This window comes from Ruegeria sp. YTSA108, from assembly GCF_059610185.1.
The window spans coordinates 161,383-183,529 of sequence record NZ_JBXWND010000008.1 but is presented as its reverse complement, the minus strand read 5'-3'; the positions used below and the strand labels follow the sequence as shown (position 1 = coordinate 183,529).

The window sequence follows — 22,147 nt, the reverse complement described above, 5'->3', positions numbered from 1 at the left end:
TGCTCATTGAAACTGCATGTTAAGTGCCGCGTAAATTTGCCATTTGGGCAGACCGATTCCTTTGTCGAAAACCGAGTACTGCGGTTCGACAAAAAAGTTGTAAACGGTATTGCCGCGTTTGGTGACCTTGCCTAGGCGAATGCCCAATGGGACAGAATAGCTGTCATTAACAAAATTGTAGGTCCAGATCGGGGCGCCGCCCGTGTAGTACCCATTGCCCAGTTGGTAAAAAACAAAGGGTTGAAAGGCACCCAAATTGGCGCGTGGGCGCCCATTTGTATCCCCAACGCCTCCACGCCATGTCAGAAGATATCCATACTGAAAGACAGGCGAAGTTGCATTGAAATAAACGTTGGCTAACCCAAGCTGCCATTGATCGGCTCCCAAGCGGTCGTCGGAGGCTGTTGGCACGACCACTTGCGGACCAAGCGCAAAACTAATTCCGGGGTTACCCGTAGTAAACTGATAGGCCGCAAAAACATCAAAATCTCCGACGCCACTCAAAGTTTGGCCATCTGTTCCCACCGGTAACGAGTTAAATGGCAACGAGGCTCGGATCAGCCAATTTGAGCTGCCTAAAGTGACCGGCTTTGCATAGCGCAGAACAAATTGATTTCCGGTCGCATTACCTGGTCCTGTAAAGTCACCGATATAGTAGTTTTGGATATTGAACGCTGTGATATCAGCCAGCGGATTGTTGGCTTGCGCTGCATCAGATTGCGCATAGGCCGGAGTGCTGGCGACGCACAGAATGGAAAGTTGGGCTAAGCGCATAAAGAAGGATTTCATGGGGCTGCCTTTGTCTCGGGCATCGCTTCTGGCAAAGGTGCACCCACCGCTCCGGAAGGGGGCTTAGTGCCCAGAAGAGACGCAATCGTAGGCGCGACATCCACAGTTTCGACGCGTCGTGCGACGGTTTGTGGAACAATATTTGAACCTGTAAAAATTAGGGGAACGTGTGTGTCGTATGTCCAGGGAGAGCCATGAGCAGACGCAACGTGCAACCCGTCAAAATCAGCCACAAACCAATGCGGTTCGAACACCACATAGATATCTCCCGACCTATCTGGATTAAAGTTAGCCAAGACGGCATCGCTAATCTTGGTTTTTGCAAACGACCCGCGTCGCAAATCTGAACTCCCAACCGCATAGGCAATGCCGGGGAGCTTTTGAAGTTCCTCAGCAACAGCTCGTTCGACGACCAAAGGATCTAAAGAACGTTTGGAAATAAGATCTTGGTTCAAATAGACGTAGGGGTTGGAAAAGTTCTGAACCAGATCAGCGGATTCACCAAAATCAATTTGAAGACGCACAAATCCTGGTTCTGTATCGACGCGTTCAAAGCTGAACAAACCAGCTTCAATGCCTAGAGTCGCCAGAAAATCCGGGTGTTCCGGTGCGCCGTGATCTGCCGACAAAACGATCAATGTGTTTTCCAGACCAACTACGGCATCCACATGTGTTAAAAGGTCAGCGATTTGCCTGTCGAGATGCGCGAAATTGTCTTCGGCTTCTAGGCTTGAAGGGCCGAACATATGGCCGACATAGTCTGTAGATGACAAGCTGACCGACAGATAATCAGTAACGTCATCTTGCCCCAGTTGTTCTGCATCCAACAGGGCTTTGGCAAAATCTACTGTTATTTCATCCCCAGCCGGGCTGAGGGTTAAGAGCGTTGTGAAGTATTTCCCTTCTGCCGCTCCCCAGTTATGCGGAAATGTCCGGCCAAACCCCTGTATATCGGTTTCCCACGGTTGGTCGTCGCGGTCTGCAAAGGCATACTTCCCAACGTCTCCCAGAAGAGTCCAAGATCGATTGGCATATGATGCGACAAGGCCTTTTGAGTTCCAATCCTCAATCCAACCGGGATAGGCGTCGCGATAGAACGTGCTTGTAACAAACCGGCCTTCTGACTTTGAGAACCAGTAAGCGTCACCAGCGTGACCTGCCATTGCAATTGCACCGCGATCCTTGACCGACACACCAAACACTTTTGAAGTCGGCCCAAAGTGCAGGCCAATTTCATCGGAGATAGTTGAACTGATGATATTGCGGGGAGACCGACCGTCAGTTGTGGCTGCTCGTTGGGTCGGATCGATTTCGTTCTCCGCATCGACTCCGGTAGCCCCGACCAAAGGAAAGTCCGGATCCTGCACGTTATAGAAAGGCTTGCCAGTTTTTCGATCAAACCACAGGTTGGCTACCATACCATGGATAGCAGGGTCCGTGCCGGTCGCGAGCGTCGTGTGCCCGACAATTGTTTCAGTGTTGGCATGGCGGTGATGAGCATTTGTAAAATTGACGCCATGATCCAACAAATAGCGAAAGCCGCCCTCTCCTATGTGGATACTGAATCTGTCGATTAGGTCTCCACGCAACTGATCAACAGTTATTTGAAGAACCAGTCGAGGCTTGCCTTGAGCGCTTGAGACAGACGGAACGACCAAGCTGCCTCCAACAACCAACCATCTGATTAGCAGGGGAAAAGTTCTCGGTTCGATCACGTATTTCGTCCTTTTTATAACAGTAGAATTTGTGTTTACCCAACGTTTGCCGCAGTTTTGGGTCGTTTTTTCAGACCGCGACCGACACGTCGTTCCTTAGGCCATTGGCAAAGCGGATATATCCTGCGCCCTCACCGATCAGCGATACGCGTGCAACGATCCCCAACAGCATCACGCTCACCTCGGGGTACTTCGCTAACACATATCCCGATGCCAGTACGGACACACAACCAACGGAAATGACCCAGCCAGAACCTTGATCCGGTCGCGCCATCACGCCCACTGCAATCCGCATCAAGCCATTCACAAAAATTGCAACAATCAAGACCAATGTAAGCGCCATGAGCCCTTCAAGAGGGCGAAATATCAGCAACAACCCGGCAATCAGATTGAAGCCCCCCAAGATGGAATAGATGAGCCTTGCATTCCAGCCATCTTTGGTTGTGAAAACCTGCACTAGCACCACGAAGCCACCTACAGCGAAAACAAATCCCACAGCAAATTCAATGGCCAATGATACCAAAAAAGGTGCAAAAAATGCGAATACACCCCCGATAGCCAACACAATCCCGAGTCCAAGAAACCAGCCCCAGTATTTTTGCAGATCGTTGTCTGAGTTTCCCATACTCATTGTATCTTTCCCTTGGTCGATTGCATTTTCAAACACTGGCGACTGCTTTTGCGTTTAGGCGCCCTCAAGCAGGTCAAAGCCTGTCGAGTGCGACCTTCCGTTAGTTTCGAGCGTAGTGAAAGCGCGGCAGGCTTTTCAGATTTTCCTTGGTCGCATTGGGCAAAACCAGATCGCCATCCGCGTTGATCTCGAAGGCGACCGCTGGCAGCGCGATCAACTTTTCACCGATGTTCAGGAAGCCGGCGACGTTGACGATCACAAAGGTCGTATCACCATCCGGCAAGACGAGCGCATCATGGACATATCCCACAAAGTCGCCACCAGCATTGTAAACATCACCGCGTAAAAGCTCGACTACGCTCCAACCGGAAGCGACTAAGGCGACATCAAGATTGTTGTACTCGACAACAACACCGCCAGCCACATGAGGTGTGGACTGTGCGAGCGCATACATTGGGTCTCCAATTGCGAAAGCACACAAGAGAGCCGTTGTTCTCAGAACTTTTTTCATATTACTGATCCCGTCTCGACAATGTGAAAATTGAATTCAGGTCGCCGGGTGATCAAGCAGCCCGCCCCCAAAACAAACTGGTCAGTTTCCGGACAAAGCGGCACGAAGCTCTTTTTCATCACTGACAGACAATGATGTCTCGATAACCTCGCCCTTCATGCCCTCCAATTCGCCCAACAACTTCGTAGGTCGGTTTGACCACCCGATAACGGCCAGAGCCGATGAGTCAGGGCCCATCTTTGAGCCGACGCGAGCTGCCAATGCATCCTCTTCGTCTGCTTGATCCAGCATTCCTGCAAGTGTCCCAGAGCCAGCACCAACAGCCGAACCTGCAATAAACCCGGCAGCAGGGTTACCGACCATGGCACCGATCAAAGTGCCGGTCAGTGCTCCAAGAGACGTGCCTCCGACGAAACCCGTTGCTGTAAGAGTATCGGAATTCCGGGTCCGCACTACGCCGTTCTTATCGCGGGTCATTACCACGACCTCGTCGAGATCGACTTCCCAATCCAGGCTCATTTTTTGCAGACGCAAAAGTGCTTCGTCTGCTGTATGACGGCCCTCGAAGACAATAATGACCAAATCACTCATCGTTTCTCTCCCTAGTTGAAAATTGTTTTTTGCAGCGCAGTGACACACAAAAGAATGTACGTCCTGACGCTATCCCGTGACGATGTTTCATCTCTGAACTCCATGCGCGGTTCTCTCCCAACACCGCGCATGAATTAAGTTTAGCAAGCTCGAAACTACTTACTTCCGTTATTTGCCGCCATCAGTTCCATGACCTGATCAATTGAAAAGCTGGCTGGCTTCTGACGCGGTGGGAACTCCTGGAATGTAGCCAGGAACTGGCCTACATACTTTTGTGCGGGCACCAGGAAATAGATCCGATCAATCATCCAGTCGTAGTAAGTATTGGATGTTAGATGCGCCTGTTCGAATGGATCACGCCGAAGGTTGGTGATCAAAGGGACGCGAAGTGGGGTCCAAGGTTCGATCCACGCACGCAATGTCGAAACAGCTTTTTGCTCAAGGAAAATCAGTTTCCAATCGTCATAGCGCAAGGCTGTTAATTCTCCGGTATCCGCGAAATAGAAAATCTCATGTCGCGGGCCGTCTTTTGTTTCACCAGTAAGAACGGGCAAGAAGTTGTAGCCATCCAGATGCACTTTATATTCGCGACCAATGGCTTGAACACCACCTGCTTTCAAATCTTCCTTGATGGTCTCATTCCCCGCTGCTGCCAACAACGTCGGCAACCAATCCATGTGGTGCATGATTTCGTTTGAGACAGAGTCAGGTTCTATTTTCCCAGGCCAACGCACGAGCGAGGGCACGCGCCATCCACCTTCCCAGTTGGTGTTCTTTTCACTGTAGAACGGGTTGGTGCCAGCATCTGGCCATGTATTCTTGTGGGGGCCATTGTCAGTCGAATAATGAACAATAGTGTTGTCAGCAATGCCCAGTTCGTCAAGCACATCCAATAGCTGACCGACATGCATGTCATGTTCCACCATGCCATCGCCATACTCATCTTGCCCCGAGATCCCGAACAATTCGTCTTTCACATGTGTACGGAAGTGCATCCGTGTGCCGTTCCACCAAACGTAGAAAGGTTTGCCTTGTTCGTGCGCATTTTTGATAAAGTCGACGGCAGCTGCAACGGTTTCATCGTCGACTGTCTCCATCCGTTTTTTGGTCAACGGTCCCGTGTCTTCAACATGCCCATCAGCCGAAGACTTGATAACGCCACGAGGGCCAAATGCCTCACGGAAGGTCTGGCCGTCCGCCAAAACCGCGTCGCCGGGATAGTCGCGATTTTCTGGCTCTTCTTCCGCATTCAAATGGTACAGGTTTCCGAAAAACTCATCAAAACCGTGGTTTGTGGGAAGCATGCTGTCCTGATCACCAAGGTGATTTTTCCCAAACTGACCGGTCATGTATCCTAAAGGCTTCAGAAGGCCAGCAATCGTGGGATCTTCTTCCTTCATACCCAAGTCTGCGCCCGGGAGGCCTACCTTGGACAAGCCGGTTCTATAGACAGACTGTCCCATAATGTAAGAAGCCCGACCAGCTGTACAGGACTGCTCCCCATAGTAGTCGGTGAACATCATGCCTTCATCAGCAACCCGGTCGATATTGGGCGTTTCGTAGCCCATTAATCCCCTAGTGTAAGCGGATATGTTGGATTGCCCAATATCGTCTCCCCAAATCACTAGAATGTTTGGTTTGTCTTGTGCAGAAACTGGTGTGCCAACCACGAGGACAGCGACCGACAAAGCACCCAATATCGCTGACTTTGTTATGCCCAAATTATGTTTCATGTGCTCTCCTGAAAAATTCGAAACCAACGCATCAATCGACAGACTGGTGACATCGCGATCAAAGTTCATTCCCACGATGACCCCATTGTTTAGCGGTGTTTGCCCTACAATCTGTCGGCAAATACGAATCAAGGCTGCAAAAGCAACATTCATATTCACGAAAAACGTGTGTTAGCCTGCCAACGACGGGAAGCATTCATATATAAGAAGTTATATGAAGAGATTCGCTAAACACGCCGAAGCACATAATGAATCACTGTCCGAGCACAGTGTATGAGTGAAAAGGTCAACGAATTCACGATTAGAGCGGGCTCATTCCATGGTCCAATCTCCTTGCTTACTGACAACGCTCGGATGTTTCAAAAAACGCTGCATTCTTTCAACCTGCCAACGGAGCCAGAGGAGATTGTTGACGTTTCCAACTACCTAAAGGGCATGGAGGAAATAACTCGGTTCGCTGGCGATGATGATTTCTTTGCCCGAGCAGGCTATGTTCAGAAAGTGGAAGATTTGGGCGTTTTTGGTCGCGCAATCGTTTCCGCTGATACCTTGTGGGACGCTTTGCAGATCGCCAAGTCTGCGCTGTTGTATTATCAGAGCGATTCAGAGTTAGTAATCAGAACCTACAAAAAGCGTTGCCATATCTGGTATTTCAATCCTTTTGAAGCTTTTGAAGGCGCCAAAGATGTTCAATACACAATAACTCTATTGGCCAACGTTGTCTGCCTTGCAAACAATCGCACCGATCCGGACATTGATGTTTCCTACCCTAATGGCTGTTCGACGCACGTTCTGTTCAACTCCGCTATCAGTCGCGTTAGGGCTTCCACCCAAGGGTACATTTCGTTCGACGAAGGAGCACTCAAGTCGCAGATGTCCAAAATGGATGCACTGAGAGCCGAAGTGTTTTCGCGCTATTTGGCCGATGAATCCATAAAGGCTTGCGAAAAACCACTGACGAAGGACATTGTCGCAGGCCTAGTTCGTGCTTCATTCGGAGTTGCGCCATGGTCTCTAGTCAACACCTGTGGAGCACTGCAATTACACGAGCGGACGCTTCAACTTCGTTTGAAGTCTGAAGGAACTTCTTTTAGTGAAATCGTTCAGACTGAGCGGCACCTTGCATCAAAGCGCCTCCTAGTGGCTGGAAAAGACATAGTTGAAACTGCCGAAATACTTGGCTTCGAGCATCGGCAGAGTTTTTCAGAGGCATTCTCAAGGTGGGAAGGCCTTTCTCCGTCGGCCTTCACAAGTAGGGTTTAGGTACTGTCAGACGAATTCGAACCAGTCTCAGCTAGGCCAGTATTGCTGCCTTTTATGCCGCACCGAGTTCGCGCCACTCGGCGAGAGCAGCGGTGCGTGTCAGCTTGAATGTGTCTCGGCTGGTGAGCGATCTTTTCTGGTTGAAGTGGTTGTAGACAGAGGAATGGACAGCGGCGAACTTCTGCAAACTTTGCATCCGCTTGAAACGCTGAATTGCGCGTTCTCGTTTCCGCCATCATCCGCCCGCGCAGCGGGCTCATCTTCGGTCGTGTCATGGAAGCCCCCTGTTCGATTCAGAAACCTAAATCGTCAGGGGGGATGCTCACTTCCCAAAATGAGCCCAAATCTGGTGGGTGGAAGAACGCTAGCATTAAGCGCCAGTACCGCGCGAGCGGTATCGTCCTTGGGCCGGTTTCAGTGTTCAAGCAATTCCTTGCACGCAGATGCTGCACCGTATCTGCAGTACGACTTGGTCAACTGGGCATGCCCGCTCCAGACAGTCTGGATAGCCATCTTGGCCTCGCCTCTCCCGGTGCCCACAACTCAGACTGAAGTTGTTCTTCCATGCCCGTGGTCCAGTCGGGGTTTTCTTCAAGAAACGGTTTTAGGACCTGTCTGGCTTTGTCCTTTTCGCCGAGATCCATAAGCACTGCTGCATGGAGTTTGGATTGCCCTTCATTCAAGGCCGGACATGTCATCAGGACGTCGCGGGCAGCGTCGACGTCCCCCGAAAGCCAGTAGGCCCAAGCTTTCTTGTGACTGAGATCATAGTTGTGCAATGGATTAATGCGCTCGGAATCCTCAATTATCTTCAGGGCCATACCGGTTTCGCCAAGGTAAAGGTGTTGGCCGATCAGGCCCGACAGAACCAGCGTTGAAGCGGGGTTTAGCCGTGCAGCTTTTTCAAAAACCTCCTTCGCAGCGATCATTTCCCCCTTGCCGGCAAGCGTTCGAGCAAGGGCGTACTGGGTCAGGTAGTTGTCGGGGACCAACTTAAGCGCCGTCGCGACGAACTGCTCGGCTTTCGCCGCCGCAGCGGCACGGCCTTCCAAAATCCAGCCCTCGTCGAGCCCAACGCGCAGGGCCAGAGCCTGACCGAAATGTCCCCAAGCAGAGTCGCTATAGCGCTCCAGGGCGATATCCTGCTCATAGAGGTTTACCAGCCATGCGTCCTTGGATTGAAAATGCATCATCCGACTTCGGGCGGCATTTTCGATCAGAACGGCGCTAACCTCTCCGAGGTCGATCCGGTTTTGGGCCAGATCAATAGCCTTTGCACCAACCAAGTTGGCGACGCGGCGACTTATCGCACGGGTCATAGAGAGCACTTCCCGAATGTGGAAATCAATGGTGCCAACCCAGACGCAGCTCTCGTCTTTTGCCTCAATGAGATTGATCGTCGCCGTTGCATTGTTGCCGTCGGAACGCAAAGAGCCCGTCACGACAAAGTTCGCCTGCAGTCTGGCGAAGACCGAGGTGAGAGGTGCGTTCGGCGACAACTGAAAACTGGACGCCCGCGAGATAACAGTCAGCTCTGGCTGAAGCGCTAGATCGGTTGTGATCGCTTCGGCAATCGCGGCACGCAACGTCTCGGAATTGATATCGGTGATCTGGAAGTCTTCGAACGGCAAGACGGTGCTGTCAGACCAATTCGAAGCAGTCTCTGTTTACCCCTAAATGCCGTAACTTATGCTGAACAAAGTTGGCGCCACTCGGAGAGAGCAGCGGCGCGGTTGAGCTTGAAATTGTCTCTGCTGTAGAGGGCGCGTTCCTGATTGAAATGGTTGTGGACGGAAGAATGAACTGCGGCGAACTTCTGCAAACACCGCATTTGCCTGAAGCGGAGCATCGCACGTTCTCGTCGTCGAAATGGCAGATGGGAATTCTCGGCCCGATTGTTCAGCCAGCGGCCGGTCTCTTGCCGACTACCGTTCCCGACAACTCTCATCGCCGCGCCATAAGACCGCAGTTTGTCTGTCACGATGGATTCAGGTTGACCGTAGCGTTTCATTGATTTTCTGAGGAATTTCAACGCAGCTTTGCGGTCACGGCGCTTGGTCACATAACTTTCCAGCACCTCGCCTTCGTGATCCACAGCCCGCCATAGGTAGTGCGTCTCGCCATTGATCTTCACGAAGACCTCGTCCAGATGCCACTGCCAGTTCGAATAAGATCGCATCCGATTGACCCTGTTTCTGCGGATCTCTGCCGCGAACATCGGGCCAAATCTGTTCCACCAATAACGCACAGTTTCGTGGCTGATCTCGATGCCGCGCTCGTGCAAAAGATCTTCAACATTGCGAAGCGAAAGCGGAAACCGAACATACATCATGACGGCCAGACGGATGATCTCGGGGCTCGTCTTGAAGTAGCGAAAAGGGCTGCGTCTTGTCATCCTGCGACGCTAAGTGCTCGCCCTGCCCGCCTCAATAAGTTTCTTCTGACAGTGCCGTTCCCGGCGCTTTCATCCGTACCCGTGCTCAGCTCGCCTTTCTCTCACCGAAGATTCAGGCCGCGATTCTCTACGGCACCCAGCCGCCCGAACTCACACTCAAGCGCCTGGTCAGCGTGACCCACCCACTTGATTGGGCCGAACAGGAATGTCTGTTCGACTTTTGACACCTCAAGAACCGGCCTCCCTGATACAGGGTTCGCCCTCCCTGATCCGTCGGAATAATTCCCTGTTCGCTCAAGAAAATTCCCTGTTCCACCTTTTAGGGAATTTGCAACATAAACCTCTGAAAAAATACAATTTTGACATGCATAATGTCTGAAATCGAAGCCATCTCACGAAAATTCCCTGTAAATCGCAGGTTATCAGGGAAACCCAGCCCAAAGCGACCCCGCCAAAATGCGCCACTGAGACTGAGGCCTGAATTGCGCTCTGAGTGTACGGCCTGCTCCGTCTCTGATTGAAAGCGCATGCGCCAACTCGCGGGAATTGCGGCACAATTCAGGATCAGAAAAAACAATTCAAGTGAGACAGGTATGAGTGGCGGGGAGACAGGGATTCGAACCCTGGGGACGCTCTCACGCCCAACGGTTTTCAAGACCGCCGCATTCGACCACTCTGCCACCTCCCCGCGTGGGGCCGGGTCTAAGGCTATCTTTAAACGGTGGCAAGACCAAATAGGGAAATCTTGCCGAAGCCTGTGCAGCAGACTTTCCATGGCCGAACGTGCAGGCTATGCTTTGCGTGAAAGACCGTGACAGGCTGGCAGCTCAGAACCAGCGATCGGCGGCGGGGTACGATGAAAGAGGCCCCTTACAGGCAAGGGATTGCAAATATGGATCGAGCGACCACGACACGCGCAAAACCGCGGGCACTGGCGGTTCTGGTAATAACAGTTGCTGCTCTGTCAGGGTGCGACGAGGCCCTGACATCGGGTGGAACATCCACCGAGCAGGCGGACGAAAGCGTGCAGGACGATGGCAAATTAGAGCTGTTTCCCAAAACGACAGGGAACGCGCGTGATGATGTTGAAGCTCCTGATGTCTTCAAGGTCACCGAAGCCGGTTTGTGGGATGGGCGCCCCTCGTTGGGCGGAATCTGGGTCGCGCACCCGGACGTTACACAGCCTGAACGTGTTCGGATAACGAATACAAAGAACAACAAATCCGTAACCGGCGCACTTTTCCGCCGCGAACGCAACTTGCCGGGCCCTGCGCTGCAACTGTCTTCGACTGCCGCCGCGAAACTGGGTATCCTCGCAGGCGCACCGACTCGGGTTGAAGTTGTTGCCCTGCGACGCAAGCCTGCCGAGAAAGTAGAAGAAAAAGCTCCTGAGCCCGAAGGGGTCGCTGAACCCGAAGAGACCCCAACGGCTGAGGCGGTTGAACCTCAGGACAAGAAAACCGATAGCCAGACCACGGCAGATGTGTCCGAAGACGTTGATAAACCAGCCAAGCGTAAATGGTGGCAAAAGAAGGCTCCAGTTGCCGCAGCTGGTGCTGCGACAGCTGCAGCCGTGGCTGAAACCGCAGAAAAGACCGATGAGGCGGCAACAGAGATTATCGAGGCGGCGCCTGAGCCAGCACCAACCGCAAATCTGACCGATCCCACTGTCACGCCGCCAACCGAGGCAGCACCGAAGCGTAAATGGTGGCAAAAGAAGCCTGCCGACGAAATCACCGAAACACCTCTGGACCCGATAGAGGGCGCTGCAGCGGCCATCGAAGAGGCCGCCCCTACACCGGCAGCAACCGCAGCCAGCACTGAGGCTGCCTCCGTTTCATCGCTTTCAAAACCGTTTATTCAGGTGGGCACTTTCACAGTTGAAGAAAATGCCGAAGGTGCTGCCGAGAAAATTCGGCGAAACGGGTTGCCTGCGAAAGTTCAAAAACTCGAAGCCAATGGCAAAACCGTTTGGAGGGTGATCGTTGGTCCTGCTTTGACGCGGGCGGAACGAAACGCAATGCAAAGCGACGTCAAAGATCTGGGCTTTTCTGACGCCTATACCGTGAAGAATTAAGCAAAAGGAGGTCCCCCTCGTGCTGTCCTCATTTCGATCATCTGTACTGACCCTCAGTTTGGCTATGTTTGCCCTGCCCGCACAAGCTTTCGATACGCAAGCCCGTGCTGCCTATGTCATGGACCAAACGACAGGAACCGTTCTTTTGTCCAAAGACGCAGACCAGCCGTTGCCGCCCGCCTCCATGTCCAAACTCATGACCCTGTTTGTAGCATTCGAAGCGCTGCGGGACGGTCGCCTGGAACTGAATGAGGAACTTCCGGTTTCCGAACATGCGACCAGCTATAAGGGCTCAAGTATGTTCTTGAACACGCAGGACCGTGTCCGGGTCGAAGACCTGCTGCGCGGGATCATAGTCCTGTCAGGAAATGACGCATGTGTTGTTATCGCCGAAGCCCTCAGCCCGGACGGAACCGAAGCTGGGTTTGCCCGGTTCATGACCCAACGCGCGCAACAGCTGGGCATGAATAATTCGAACTTTGCGAATTCGAACGGATGGCCAGCCGCAGGCCACATGATGTCTGTGCATGACCTCGCCATTCTGGCCGACCATCTGATTAGCGACTTTCCCGAATATTACCCTCTGTTCGCCGAGGAAGAGTTCGAATTCGACAACCGGGTGCCGTCAAATTCGCGTAACCGGAATCCCTTACTGAAACTTGGGATTGGTGCGGATGGGCTAAAGACTGGCCACACGCAAGAAGCGGGCTATGGCCTTGTAGGATCGGCACAGCAGGGGGATCGCAGGGTCATTTTCGTTTTGTCGGGGCTCGACAGCGTCGCCCGCCGCGCAGAGGAGGCTGAGGCCGTCGTTAACTGGTCGTTTCGCAATTTTGTCGAGAGGCAGCTTGCCGAAGCAGAAAAACCGATAGGACAAGCCGATATCTGGATGGGCACCGCGAAAACGGTTGATCTTGTCCCGCATGAGGATTTGACACTGCTGCTGCCTGTTCTCGGGGATAAGAATGTTGAGGCAGAAATAGTCTATGACGGTCCGCTTGAGGCCCCCATCGCCAAAGGACAGGAAATCGCTGAGCTTGTCATCAAACCCGATGGCCTGCCCGAGATCCGTAGGCCTCTGGTTGCAGCGGAAAGCGTCGAAAAGGGCGGTTTCTTCGTGCGGATTATGACAGTTGGCGGCATTGTCGCGAAAGATGTCATTGGCAACCCGTTGGGCGCGATGTGACGGCAGGCGGGTTATTTCTGACCTTCGAAGGCATCGACGGATCAGGCAAATCCTCGCAAGCGCGTATGCTGGCCGAGCATTTGCGCGAGCTCGGGCATGATGTCGTTCTGACGCGTGAACCTGGCGGCTCTGACGGGGCCGAGGAAATCCGCAGACTGGTTCTTGAAGGCGATCCCGATCGCTGGTCAGCTGAGACGGAAATCCTGCTGTTCACTGCTGCGCGGCGCGACCATCTGGAACGCACCATTGAACCCGCTTTGGCAGCGGGCAAGATCGTCATATGCGACCGTTTCGCCGATAGCACCCGCATGTATCAGGGCCTATCACGCGGCGACCTGCGTGGTTTGGTCGATCAGTTGCATAAGCTGATGATCAAACGTGAACCGGATCTGACCGTGTTGATCGACATGGATCCTGAAACCGGCCTCTCTCGGGCCAAGGGCCGGCAGGGCACTGAAGAACGGTTCGAGGATTTCGGCATTCACCTGCAACAGAAGATGCGGGCCGGTTTTTTGGAACTGGCGGATGAATTTTCCGACCGGTTTCGCCTGGTCGATGGCAATAGGGACATGGACAGCGTTGCCCGCGATGTGACAGATATCGTCATGCAAGCCTTGTGACAGACGATTGATGAACAACGACATCCCGATCCCGGACCAGGCACCCGGTGCCCTTCATCCGCGCGAAACGCCACATCTGTTTGGGCAGGCAGAGGCCGAGCAGGCCTTTCTTAGCGCTTATGCTTCTGATCGCCTGCACCATGGCTGGCTGCTGACCGGCCCCCGAGGTGTGGGCAAGGCGACGCTGGCCTGGCGGATCGCGCGGTTTCTGCTGGCGACCCCGGCTGTCGAAGAGGACGGGCTGTTTGGCGCGCCACCTCCCCCTGAAACGCTTGAGGTTCCACCAGATCACCCGGTTGTTCATCGTATTCTGGCTGGTGCCGAGCCTGGCCTGGCCGCCATCAAACGATCCGTGAACGATCAGGGCAGGTTGCGAAATGAAATCGTTGTGGACGACATTCGCAAACTTGGGAAGTTCTTCGGCCTGTCCTCGGCCGATGGGGGCCGCCGTGTCGTCATCGTAGATTCTGCGGATGAAATGAACATCAGCGCCGCCAACGCATTGCTGAAAATGCTAGAAGAACCGCCTGCGCGGACAACGCTGCTGTTGATATCGCATCAACCGTCCCGCCTTTTGCCGACGATCCGATCCCGGTGCCGTACCTTGCGCCTTTCGCCGCTGAACGCCGAAGATATGAACGCCGCACTGACCCAGACCGGGGTTGAGCTGACTGGAAACCCCGACCATCTGGCCGCTCTGGCCAGCGGGTCCGTTGGGGACGCCGTCCGCCTGATAAACCTGAGCGGACTCGAAATATATGCCGAGCTCATCGCGATCCTGGGCACCCTGCCCCGGCTGGACAGACTACGCGCTCTGGCTCTGGCCGAGGCCGCCGCACAGCGCGGAGCAGCCGAACGGTTCGAGTTGCTGTTGACGCTGATCGACATTGCCTTGTCACGTCTTGCTGTGACCGGTGCGACTGGTGCTCCGCCATCGCCAGAGGCCGCGCCAAACGAAGGTGATATCCTGTCCCGTTTGTCCAGATCGCCGGAGCAGGCACGCCTTTGGGCGGAAACCGCAGCCCAGATCACCGCCCGCGCCCGCCACGGGCAGGCGGTGAACCTTGACCCTGCCGCTCTGGTCCTAGATACGGTGTTCAAGATACAGGAAACCGCCGGTCAGAACAGATGAGCGACACCCCCCAAATCACCGACAGCCATTGCCATCTGGACTTCCCCGATTTTGAAGGACAGTTGGACCTGATCGTCGCAAATGCGGCCGAAGCCGGCGTGATCCGGATGGTGACGATCTGCACCAGGTTGAGGAACGAACCCACTGTGCGCGCCATAGCTGAGGCTCACGCGCCGGTATTCTACGCGGCAGGCACGCACCCGATGAGTGCAGCCGATGAACCGATGGCAACTGTGGACGAGCTGGTGGCACTGTCACAGCACCCCAAGTTTGTTGGTATCGGTGAAACCGGGCTGGATTATCACTATACCGCCGACAGTGCGCAGGTTCAGCAGCAATCCCTGCGCGTTCATATCGAGGCCGCTCAGCGTACCGGACTGCCTTTGATCATTCATGCGCGCGCGGCGGACGAAGACATGGCCCGCATTCTGGCCGAAGAATACGGCAATGCCCCCTATTCATGTGTGATGCATTGTTTTTCGTCTTCGGCCGAGCTGGCACAGTCCGCCCTGGATCTTGGGTTTTACCTGTCCATGTCGGGCATCGCCGCTTTTCCCAAAAGCCAGGAATTGCGCGATATTTTCGCAAATGCGCCAGTAGACCGCATCCTGGTTGAAACCGATGCACCTTATCTGGCGCCCCCCCCGTATCGCGGTAAACGGAATGAACCGGCCTATACCGCCCACACCGCCCGCAAAGGCGCCGAGGTCTTTGGCATGGGCTATGCCGATTTCGCGGCGCAGACGCAGGCCAATTTCGAAAGACTTTTCACCAAGGTCGCCTCTTACAAGGCGGCGGCATGACCACGCTGCGCTGCACCATTTTGGGCTGCGGCTCGTCAGGTGGAGTGCCACGTCTTGGCGGTCACTGGGGCGACTGCGACCCCGAAAACCCCAGGAACATCCGCCGCCGCTGCTCGATGCTGGTCGAACGTGACGGGCCCGAAGGCACCACCTCGGTTCTGATCGACACAACGCCTGACATGCGCAGCCAGCTGCTGGACACCGGCACAGGGCGGTTGGACGGGGTGGTCTATACCCATTCCCATGCCGACCACGTCCATGGCATTGACGACTTGCGCATGATCGTCTTCAACATGCGCGAACGGGTGCCGGTCTGGGCTGATGGTGACACCCAGAATGATCTTTTGGGCCGATTTGGCTATGCCTTCATCCAACCCGAAAACTCACCCTACCCGCCGATCCTCAACCTCAAGACAATCGACGGCCCGTTCGAGATCACTGGCCCCGGAGGCCCTATCCCATTTCACCCCTTCAAGGTGAACCACGGATCAATCGACGCGCTTGGTTTCAAAATGGGCAATCTGGCCTACCTGCCGGACGTGGCAGAGATATATGACGATGCCTGGACCACATTAGAGGGTCTGGACTGTCTGGTGATCGACGCGCTGCGCCGGTCCCCGCACCCGACCCATGCGCATCTGGAAAAGACCCTTGGCTGGATCGACCTGTTGCAACCAAAAACCGCGGTTCTGACCAACATGCATATCGATCTTGACTATGCCACGGTCGACGCAGAAACCGCAGACAACATCACCCCTGCTTATGACGGCATGGTGATACATCAGGCTCTGTAGAGCCCTGGCCGAGATCATGCAGATATCCTTTCCCGCGCGAATAACTGTTGCGGAACGCTGACATGCTGCAAAATCTCATTGAAGTCATCCTTCCAGTTTTTCTTGTTATTGGAGCCGGTTACGTCTCCACTCTTCTTGGATACTTCAAGGAAAACCACATTGATGGCCTGATGAAGTTCACTCAGGGTTTTGCAATCCCCTGCCTTCTGTTTCTTGCGATTTCACATCTCGACCTCAGTGTCAGTTTTGATCCCAAGCTGTTGATCAGCTTTTACTCTGCTGCTGCGCTTTGCTTTTGTGCCGGCCTGTTCGGCGCGCGACTGATCTTCAACCGCGAATGGGAAGATTGCGTCGCAATCGGTTTTTGCTGCCTGTTCTCCAATTCCGTCCTGCTGGGATTGCCGATTACTGAACGGGCTTATGGCCCTGAAAGCCTTACGGGCAATTATGCCGTCATCGCCTTTCACTCGCCGTTTTGTTACGGCCTAGGCATCACGGTAATGGAGGTGATCCGGAACCGAGGCCACGGAGGATCGCGAATGGTTCGCTCGGTCCTGACCGCGATGTTTCGCAACGCTCTGATTGTCGGGATCTCACTGGGTTTCATCGTAAATCTGTCCGGGCTCGGCGTGCCAGCCGTTGTGGATGATGCCCTTGGCCTGGTGACCCGCGCGGCCCTTCCCGGCGCGCTATTCGCGCTTGGGGGCGTTCTGGTTAAATACAGACCCGAAGGTGACCTAAGGGCGATCGCCTTTGTCTGCGGCGTTTCTCTGCTGCTGCACCCGAGCCTTTTCTGGCTTTTCGGATCCACCCTTGGACTGCCACAGGATCTATTCCGGTCCGGAGTGATGACAGCCGCCATGGCCCCTGGTTTCAACGCCTATATCTTTGCAAACATCTATGGCCGCGCCAAACGGGTTGCGGCATCCTCTGTTCTGTTGGGGACGGCAGTATCTATCCTGAGCGTCTGGTTTTGGCTGACCCTATTGGGCTGACGGTGCGGCAGGCGGATTGACTTTTACACGACGCGGCGCACCTATCGCTAAAGTGGACAGGACAGATTTATGACACACGCCCTTATCGTTACCCATGGCCAACCTTCTGACCCAGAACCAGCCGAAGCGGCCTTGGCGGCTTATGCGGCCGATGTAAATGCCCTGTGTGCCGGTGTTTCGGTTCATTCTGCAACGCTGGCAGCCCCTGGGGCACTTGACAGCGCACTGGACAAGATTCCCGGCAACGCCGTCATCTATCCCCTGTTCATGGCCAAAGGGTGGTTTGTCACAGATGTGCTGCCGAAACGTATTGGTGACCGCCGAAACCCTATTCTGGATCCTTTGGGCGCGGACCCGAAATTGCCCCAGTTGATCGCGCAAACCCTTGAGGGAACGCTGCAGGACAAAGACTGGCGGTCACAAGAAACGGACCTTGTGATCGCTGCGCATGGATCGGGCCGCAGCAGAAACCCTTCCGCCGTTGCAACGGCATTCGGCGACGCTTTGTTGCAACTGATACCACTTGGATCCCTGCGCCTTGGGTTTGTCGAAGAGGCCCCTTCGATTTCTGTGGCCGCCGCAGGAACCGGCGCCCAAACCCTGTGTTTGCCATTTTTTGCCTGCACGGGTGGCCATGTTCTTGAGGATGTGCCGCAAGAATTAAGCAAGGCCAAGTTCAAGGGACAGGTTTTACCGGTTGTGGGTGAACTGCCACTGGTGCAGCAACACATAGCGTCCGTTCTCAAAGCTTTTTCTTCATCGAAATAGAGTCGTCTGACCACATACACTTTGCCGGTTCCTTTAGGGGAAAACCTATCTGTGTGAGTGATCCACAAGCTGCGAATATAGACAGTGGCGAGACCGGCCATTTCGTTTGGCCGCATACAGGGCAAGGTCTGCCGCATGCAAAATCTCAGCCGGTTTAAGCGATGGAAACTGGGTCGAAAGCGCCGTGCCTATACTGGCTGAAACCTGGCACGACACGTTGTCGAACATCATCGGTTCCCGCAGCCGTTCGATCAGCCTGCTGGCGATTGCAGAGAGAACACCCTCGTCCGTCAATCCTTTGTATATAATTACAAATTCGTCCCCGCCGACACGCGCCACTGTATCGTCTCCGCGGGTTTCCTCACCCATGATCCGCGCCGCTTGTTGCAACACATAGTCGCCCGCGGCATGCCCGAATTGGTCATTGACCGATTTGAAAAAATCAAGATCCAGATGCATCAGCGCGAATGGAGATTTGGACGAGATCATGTGATCCAATAGAACATCCATCGCCCGGCGATTTTTCAGCCCCGTCAGTGTATCTGTAAATGCCTTTTCCTCGGCGGCAAGCATCGCCCCTTGAAGGCGCAGGTTCAGAGATCTGGACGCCTCCATCGCTGCCGATTTCGCCTCGACCAGATACAATAATTCGATCGCCAGATCAGTGCCCGAGAAATCCGCACTGGTCAGGGCATAGTCCCGGACCGCATCCAAAATCGATATTCCGAAAGACAGATTGATGACCGCCCCCTTACCTTCGGGCAGCGGAGCGATAAGGCCCTTCAATGCTGTGCGCGGGGCGTCATGGAACCTGAGCTGTAACTTGGTGCCGGCCTGGGACATCAAGCCTGAAACTGTGGTAACCGCCCTAGGGCGAAGCAGCTCAAAGATATCCAGAAAGCTCTGACCTTCCATCGGCTTTTCAGGGCGCAGCTTTTGCAAGGTTGATCCGACGCGGGTCACTTTCCCATCCTCGTTCACCAGCAAAAACATTGGGCACAGGGTTTGTAAAAGCTCTGCCAGATTATTCGTGTTCATCATGCTTTTCGCGCCCCTAAATCAAAATGCCGGCCTTCTGAAAAAGCGCTTTCTACCAGAACGATTGAGATAAACTCAATCTCACCCTGCTGGCCCTCATGCGATAGCATAGCCAGAGCCCCGTAATCATCAGCCATCGCGCGCAATACACCAACCATGACGCTTGAAAAGCCAGGCAGGCCTGGATGGCAGGACAATCTGTATTCCGTCGGTGAAAGCTCGTGCAATTCAAGTGCCGGAAGATTTAGATCCGATACGGCCAATCTGACCCGGTCTGACAGATCATCAAGCGAATGGAGAAATTCCAGATAGCTGACACCGCCAAATCGCAACAGACGGCGCAGGTCTTCCATGTTGGGATGAGACACAAGGTACGTTCCCAGGTCTTCAAGAACGTCACTTCGTGAACGTTTCAGGACCGTGCATACCTTATCCAATACCTGCTCGGTAATATCATCGTCGTAAACAAGCATGGCCTCGAACTCGGCAAAGCCCAGTTCGGCTGAATCCATCACGCGCATCCAGCACGGCTGCCCGTAGGTCACCGCAACAAAGGATTGAATCGCCCGGTTGATCAGACCATGCATAAGAGACCTCAAATTGGTTTCTCACGCAGTGTGCTCTGAAATTTGTTAACAAACACCCAACACGCGGGCGTCACCACATAGAATTCACGCAAGTATCGAAGTGGAAGTGACTGAGATTACGCTAGAAATCTGTCGGCGCTCCGCCTTCGGTTTTGCGTCGTGCGACAAAGTCGGCAAGCTCTTCCCGGATGCCCTCATCCATTGCCGGAGCTTCAAAGCTGGTGATGATTTCCTTGAACATGTGATGCGCGCGCTCAGCGGTCCAGACGCCTCCTGCGACTTCCCAACCCTCATAATTCTTCCAGTCACTCAGAAACGGCTGATAAAACGCGGTGGTATAGCGATCCTGAGTGTGCTGAATGCCAAAGAAATGCCCGTCATTGCCGACTGACCGGATCGCATCCAGAGCAATCTCGTCGGGGCCGGTTGCCGTCAATTCCGGCTGCATATACCGCTGAATTTGCTGCAATATCTCGCAATCCATAATGAACTTTTCAGGGCTTGCGATCAGGCCACCCTCAAGCCAACCTGCAGCGTGATAGACCATGTTGGTGCCCGATTGCACCGCCGCCCATAATGAGTTCGAGGTCTCCCACACAGATTGGCCATCCGGAACGTTTGCCGCGCAGACACCCGAAGACCGCAGGGGCAGGTCATAAAATCGGGCCATCTGGCCGGTCATCTGTGTCGCCCGCATGTATTCCGGCGTTCCAAAAGCCGGAGCACCAGATTTCATATCCACATTCGAGGTGAACGTACCGATGACACAAGGAATCCCTGGTCGCACATATTGGAACAATGCAATCGCGCACAGCGCCTCAGCCAGGGATTGCGCTACTGCACCGGCCATTGTGACGGGGGCCATCGCCCCGGCCAAGGTGAACGGCGTCACAACAATCGCCTGCCCGCGCCGCGCCAACCTCAGGCAACCGTCGATCATGGGCTGATCGTGCTTCAACGGCGAGGTCGAGTTGATGTTGGTATACATCCTCGGCTTGGCTTCGAATTCTTCATGGCTCAGACCCCCTGCGATCCGCACCATTTCCATGACGTCTTCGACGCGTTCCTTGCCCAGCGAATAGGCATGCATCGCCTTATCGGTCAGAGTCAGCTTGTCGTAGAGAACATCCAGATGCCGGACGCTGGCATGTATATCCACTGGCTCGACCGGGTATCCACCGGCAAAATGGATACAGTTGAAATACTGCGTCAACTTCAACAGGTTCCGGCACATCTCGCGATTTCCCGGTACCTTGGTGCCAATCTCCATATCCCAGTAGTTCGGCGGGGACGACACATTTCCGAACAGCAGGTTTTTGCCCCCGATCTCGATTGCGCGGTCGGGATTACGCGGTGTGATGGTAAAGGTGGATGGGGCTTTACGCACCATTTCCATGACAAAGTCCCGGCCCATTCGAACGTTGTCGCCGTTGATCGTACATCCGGCCTCACGCAGGATTCCGATTGCCTCTTCGTTGTAGAACTCGATCCCGATCTCTTCGAGAATCCGCATTGCGCCCTCGTGGATCGCCGCGACGCCAATCTCGTCCAACGGTTCGGTTGGTTTGTCGGTGTTGATCGGAGGGCTCCACGGCATCTGATCAATAACCGCTGCGCCCCGTCTCTCGGCGGCACCGGCCCGTCCTCCGCTGCGACCTCTGCGTGCTTTCTTGTCGGCCATTGGACACTCCTCGGAACTTGGCTTTCTAGAAGCAAGCCCCGAACGCGTACTGTTGGCCGCTCTGTCTGCGACAGGCTATGTCGGTTTCGACGTCTGAACCGCCGAATTCACAGCCCGATCACGCCTTTTCGTACAACCAAGCAGGTATATGTCCGATGTTTGGCAAGACGACATCCGCCATCGCTTCGAGCGTTTCTGCACGCGCCATACCCGTCAGAACCCCGATCGTCTTCATACCTGCTGCCCGTCCGGCCTGCAGATCATGCAGGCTGTCGCCCACCATTGCTATGTTTTCTGGGTTAACCCCCACATGCTGCGCAAAGGCGAAGAGTTGACCCGGGCCTGGCTTGAATCCGTGCCCACTGTCATAACCGGCGACAAAATCGAAATGTTCGCGGATTCCTGCGGACGAAAGATGCTCGGATGCGGGCATTTCTCCGTCATTGGTCGCAACACCCAGTTTCAGCCCTGCCTCACGCAGCCCCTCAAGGAAAGGGATAAGCGGAACGGCCTGGGCTTGCGGAGATGAGGCCGACTCGGCATTCAACAGATCCACCAACTCTTCGCGCGGCATTTCCGGGAGGTGCGGCTCTAGAACCTCGGCGATTTCTTCGACGGTGCCCGCGATGACAACACTGTCCTCAGAATAGGCAACCTGTTCGAGGTCAAAGCCGATCACCTGCCCAAGCTCGGCCGCACGGGCATGATCTCCGTTCGTCACTCGCAGTAAAAAATTGCGCCCGAACGTGCCCCAGGTTTCCGCGAAATCAAACAAGGTACCGTCTTTGTCGAACAGGATGGCTTGGATTGGCATTGTGAAACTCCTGCCCGGTAGGCT

Annotated in this window: 21 protein-coding genes, 1 tRNA gene and 1 pseudogene; 9 read left to right on the top strand and 14 right to left on the bottom strand. The window is 54.3% G+C overall.

Translation table 11 applies throughout. The features are described from left to right. Positions 1-3: 3 nt before the first annotated feature. The 6 genes from AC2FHW_RS13245 to AC2FHW_RS13220 form a co-directional block, all read right to left on the bottom strand. Entirely contained in the window at positions 4-789 is a 786-nt protein-coding gene (locus AC2FHW_RS13245; protein ID WP_271946083.1) for a hypothetical protein, read from the bottom strand. Continuing rightward, entirely contained in the window at positions 786-2,504 is a 1,719-nt protein-coding gene (locus tag AC2FHW_RS13240; RefSeq protein ID WP_282021410.1) for an alkaline phosphatase family protein, read from the bottom strand. The genes AC2FHW_RS13245 and AC2FHW_RS13240 overlap by 4 nt, the downstream gene beginning before the upstream one ends. 70 nt (positions 2,505-2,574) lie before the next feature. After that, positions 2,575-3,171, bottom strand: a complete 597-nt coding sequence (locus tag AC2FHW_RS13235) for an HdeD family acid-resistance protein (RefSeq protein WP_271946079.1) — start codon at positions 3,169-3,171, stop codon at positions 2,575-2,577. Between the two features lie 64 nt (positions 3,172-3,235). After that, on the bottom strand, positions 3,236-3,589 hold the full coding sequence (locus AC2FHW_RS13230) for a PRC-barrel domain-containing protein (RefSeq protein WP_271946077.1): 354 nt from the start codon (positions 3,587-3,589) through the stop codon (positions 3,236-3,238). 138 nt (positions 3,590-3,727) lie between these two features. Beyond that, a complete protein-coding gene (locus tag AC2FHW_RS13225; RefSeq protein WP_271946075.1) occupies positions 3,728-4,237 on the bottom strand; it encodes a DUF1269 domain-containing protein in 510 nt (169 codons plus the stop codon). A 155-nt stretch (positions 4,238-4,392) separates the two neighbouring features. Next, entirely contained in the window at positions 4,393-5,970 is a 1,578-nt protein-coding gene (locus AC2FHW_RS13220) for an arylsulfatase (RefSeq protein ID WP_416383906.1), read from the bottom strand. 273 nt (positions 5,971-6,243) lie between these two features. Here AC2FHW_RS13220 and AC2FHW_RS13215 point away from each other — a divergent pair, with 273 nt between their 5' ends. Further along, the gene (locus tag AC2FHW_RS13215) at positions 6,244-7,233 is read left to right on the top strand and encodes an AraC family transcriptional regulator (RefSeq protein ID WP_496822047.1); all 990 of its coding nucleotides are present in this window, start codon (positions 6,244-6,246) and stop codon (positions 7,231-7,233) included. Positions 7,234-7,285: 52 nt separating this feature from the next. On the opposite strand, the pseudogene AC2FHW_RS13210 reads toward AC2FHW_RS13215, so the two are convergent. The 4 genes and pseudogenes from AC2FHW_RS13210 to AC2FHW_RS13195 form a co-directional block, all read right to left on the bottom strand. Beyond that, positions 7,286-7,468 (bottom strand): annotated as a pseudogene (locus tag AC2FHW_RS13210) (IS6 family transposase); the annotation flags it as partial. 238 nt (positions 7,469-7,706) lie between these two features. Further along, on the bottom strand, positions 7,707-8,864 hold the full coding sequence (locus tag AC2FHW_RS13205) for a hypothetical protein (RefSeq protein ID WP_282021411.1): 1,158 nt from the start codon (positions 8,862-8,864) through the stop codon (positions 7,707-7,709). A 56-nt stretch (positions 8,865-8,920) separates the two neighbouring features. Continuing rightward, a complete protein-coding gene (locus AC2FHW_RS13200; RefSeq protein ID WP_282021412.1) occupies positions 8,921-9,628 on the bottom strand; it encodes an IS6 family transposase in 708 nt (235 codons plus the stop codon). Between the two features lie 598 nt (positions 9,629-10,226). Beyond that, positions 10,227-10,316, bottom strand: a tRNA-Ser gene (locus tag AC2FHW_RS13195). A 204-nt stretch (positions 10,317-10,520) separates the two neighbouring features. Between AC2FHW_RS13195 and AC2FHW_RS13190 the strand changes: the two genes are divergently transcribed. The 8 genes from AC2FHW_RS13190 (at position 10,521) to AC2FHW_RS13155 (ending at position 18,003) form a co-directional block, all read left to right on the top strand. Then, on the top strand, positions 10,521-11,705 hold the full coding sequence (locus tag AC2FHW_RS13190) for an SPOR domain-containing protein (protein ID WP_271950136.1): 1,185 nt from the start codon (positions 10,521-10,523) through the stop codon (positions 11,703-11,705). Between the two features lie 64 nt (positions 11,706-11,769). Next, positions 11,770-12,891, top strand: coding sequence for a D-alanyl-D-alanine carboxypeptidase family protein (locus AC2FHW_RS13185; protein WP_271950137.1), 1,122 nt, complete (start codon positions 11,770-11,772; stop codon positions 12,889-12,891). Beyond that, the gene (gene tmk / locus AC2FHW_RS13180; protein WP_271950139.1) at positions 12,888-13,511 is read left to right on the top strand and encodes a dTMP kinase; all 624 of its coding nucleotides are present in this window, start codon (positions 12,888-12,890) and stop codon (positions 13,509-13,511) included. The genes AC2FHW_RS13185 and tmk overlap by 4 nt, the downstream gene beginning before the upstream one ends. 10 nt (positions 13,512-13,521) lie before the next feature. Further along, the gene (locus tag AC2FHW_RS13175) at positions 13,522-14,643 is read left to right on the top strand and encodes a DNA polymerase III subunit delta' (protein WP_271950141.1); all 1,122 of its coding nucleotides are present in this window, start codon (positions 13,522-13,524) and stop codon (positions 14,641-14,643) included. Then, complete coding sequence (locus tag AC2FHW_RS13170) at positions 14,640-15,446, top strand: TatD family hydrolase (protein WP_271950143.1); 807 nt, start codon at positions 14,640-14,642, stop codon at positions 15,444-15,446. The genes AC2FHW_RS13175 and AC2FHW_RS13170 overlap by 4 nt, the downstream gene beginning before the upstream one ends. Further along, the gene (locus tag AC2FHW_RS13165) at positions 15,443-16,240 is read left to right on the top strand and encodes an MBL fold metallo-hydrolase (RefSeq protein ID WP_271950144.1); all 798 of its coding nucleotides are present in this window, start codon (positions 15,443-15,445) and stop codon (positions 16,238-16,240) included. Before AC2FHW_RS13170 ends, AC2FHW_RS13165 begins: the two co-directional genes overlap by 4 nt. A gap of 62 nt (positions 16,241-16,302) precedes the next feature. Continuing rightward, the gene (locus AC2FHW_RS13160) at positions 16,303-17,235 is read left to right on the top strand and encodes an AEC family transporter (RefSeq protein ID WP_142634838.1); all 933 of its coding nucleotides are present in this window, start codon (positions 16,303-16,305) and stop codon (positions 17,233-17,235) included. Positions 17,236-17,304: 69 nt separating this feature from the next. Next, the gene (locus tag AC2FHW_RS13155) at positions 17,305-18,003 is read left to right on the top strand and encodes a CbiX/SirB N-terminal domain-containing protein (protein WP_496677453.1); all 699 of its coding nucleotides are present in this window, start codon (positions 17,305-17,307) and stop codon (positions 18,001-18,003) included. 45 nt (positions 18,004-18,048) lie between these two features. On the opposite strand, the gene AC2FHW_RS13150 is transcribed toward AC2FHW_RS13155, so the two are convergent. The 4 genes from AC2FHW_RS13150 to AC2FHW_RS13135 all read right to left on the bottom strand — a co-directional run bounded on the left by AC2FHW_RS13150 (position 18,049) and on the right by AC2FHW_RS13135 (position 22,123). After that, positions 18,049-19,044, bottom strand: coding sequence for a diguanylate cyclase domain-containing protein (locus AC2FHW_RS13150; protein WP_271950149.1), 996 nt, complete (start codon positions 19,042-19,044; stop codon positions 18,049-18,051). Further along, a complete protein-coding gene (locus AC2FHW_RS13145) occupies positions 19,041-19,628 on the bottom strand; it encodes a heme NO-binding domain-containing protein (RefSeq protein ID WP_271950151.1) in 588 nt (195 codons plus the stop codon). Before AC2FHW_RS13145 ends, AC2FHW_RS13150 begins: the two co-directional genes overlap by 4 nt. 121 nt (positions 19,629-19,749) lie before the next feature. Further along, the gene (locus tag AC2FHW_RS13140) at positions 19,750-21,309 is read right to left on the bottom strand and encodes a trimethylamine methyltransferase family protein (RefSeq protein ID WP_496690834.1); all 1,560 of its coding nucleotides are present in this window, start codon (positions 21,307-21,309) and stop codon (positions 19,750-19,752) included. A 118-nt stretch (positions 21,310-21,427) separates the two neighbouring features. Further along, the gene (locus AC2FHW_RS13135) at positions 21,428-22,123 is read right to left on the bottom strand and encodes an HAD family hydrolase (RefSeq protein ID WP_496702173.1); all 696 of its coding nucleotides are present in this window, start codon (positions 22,121-22,123) and stop codon (positions 21,428-21,430) included. Positions 22,124-22,147 lie beyond the last annotated feature (24 nt).

Bases quoted from the DNA above. Each gene is read 5' to 3' on its own strand.
- AC2FHW_RS13245 (WP_271946083.1), bottom strand. From the start codon at position 789: ATGAAATCCTTCTTTATGCGCTTAGCCCAACTTTCCATTCTGTGCGTC.
- AC2FHW_RS13230 (WP_271946077.1), bottom strand. From the start codon at position 3,589: ATGTATGCGCTCGCACAGTCCACACCTCATGTGGCTGGCGGTGTTGTT.
- AC2FHW_RS13225 (WP_271946075.1), bottom strand. From the start codon at position 4,237: ATGAGTGATTTGGTCATTATTGTCTTCGAGGGCCGTCATACAGCAGAC.
- AC2FHW_RS13220 (WP_416383906.1), bottom strand. From the start codon at position 5,970: ATGAAACATAATTTGGGCATAACAAAGTCAGCGATATTGGGTGCTTTG.
- AC2FHW_RS13215 (WP_496822047.1), top strand. From the start codon at position 6,244: ATGAGTGAAAAGGTCAACGAATTCACGATTAGAGCGGGCTCATTCCAT.
- AC2FHW_RS13200 (WP_282021412.1), bottom strand. From the start codon at position 9,628: ATGACAAGACGCAGCCCTTTTCGCTACTTCAAGACGAGCCCCGAGATC.
- AC2FHW_RS13190 (WP_271950136.1), top strand. From the start codon at position 10,521: ATGGATCGAGCGACCACGACACGCGCAAAACCGCGGGCACTGGCGGTT.
- AC2FHW_RS13185 (WP_271950137.1), top strand. From the start codon at position 11,770: ATGTTTGCCCTGCCCGCACAAGCTTTCGATACGCAAGCCCGTGCTGCC.
- AC2FHW_RS13175 (WP_271950141.1), top strand. From the start codon at position 13,522: ATGAACAACGACATCCCGATCCCGGACCAGGCACCCGGTGCCCTTCAT.
- AC2FHW_RS13170 (WP_271950143.1), top strand. From the start codon at position 14,640: ATGAGCGACACCCCCCAAATCACCGACAGCCATTGCCATCTGGACTTC.
- AC2FHW_RS13165 (WP_271950144.1), top strand. From the start codon at position 15,443: ATGACCACGCTGCGCTGCACCATTTTGGGCTGCGGCTCGTCAGGTGGA.
- AC2FHW_RS13160 (WP_142634838.1), top strand. From the start codon at position 16,303: ATGCTGCAAAATCTCATTGAAGTCATCCTTCCAGTTTTTCTTGTTATT.
- AC2FHW_RS13155 (WP_496677453.1), top strand. From the start codon at position 17,305: ATGACACACGCCCTTATCGTTACCCATGGCCAACCTTCTGACCCAGAA.
- AC2FHW_RS13150 (WP_271950149.1), bottom strand. From the start codon at position 19,044: ATGATGAACACGAATAATCTGGCAGAGCTTTTACAAACCCTGTGCCCA.
- AC2FHW_RS13145 (WP_271950151.1), bottom strand. From the start codon at position 19,628: ATGCATGGTCTGATCAACCGGGCGATTCAATCCTTTGTTGCGGTGACC.
- AC2FHW_RS13140 (WP_496690834.1), bottom strand. From the start codon at position 21,309: ATGGCCGACAAGAAAGCACGCAGAGGTCGCAGCGGAGGACGGGCCGGT.
- AC2FHW_RS13135 (WP_496702173.1), bottom strand. From the start codon at position 22,123: ATGCCAATCCAAGCCATCCTGTTCGACAAAGACGGTACCTTGTTTGAT.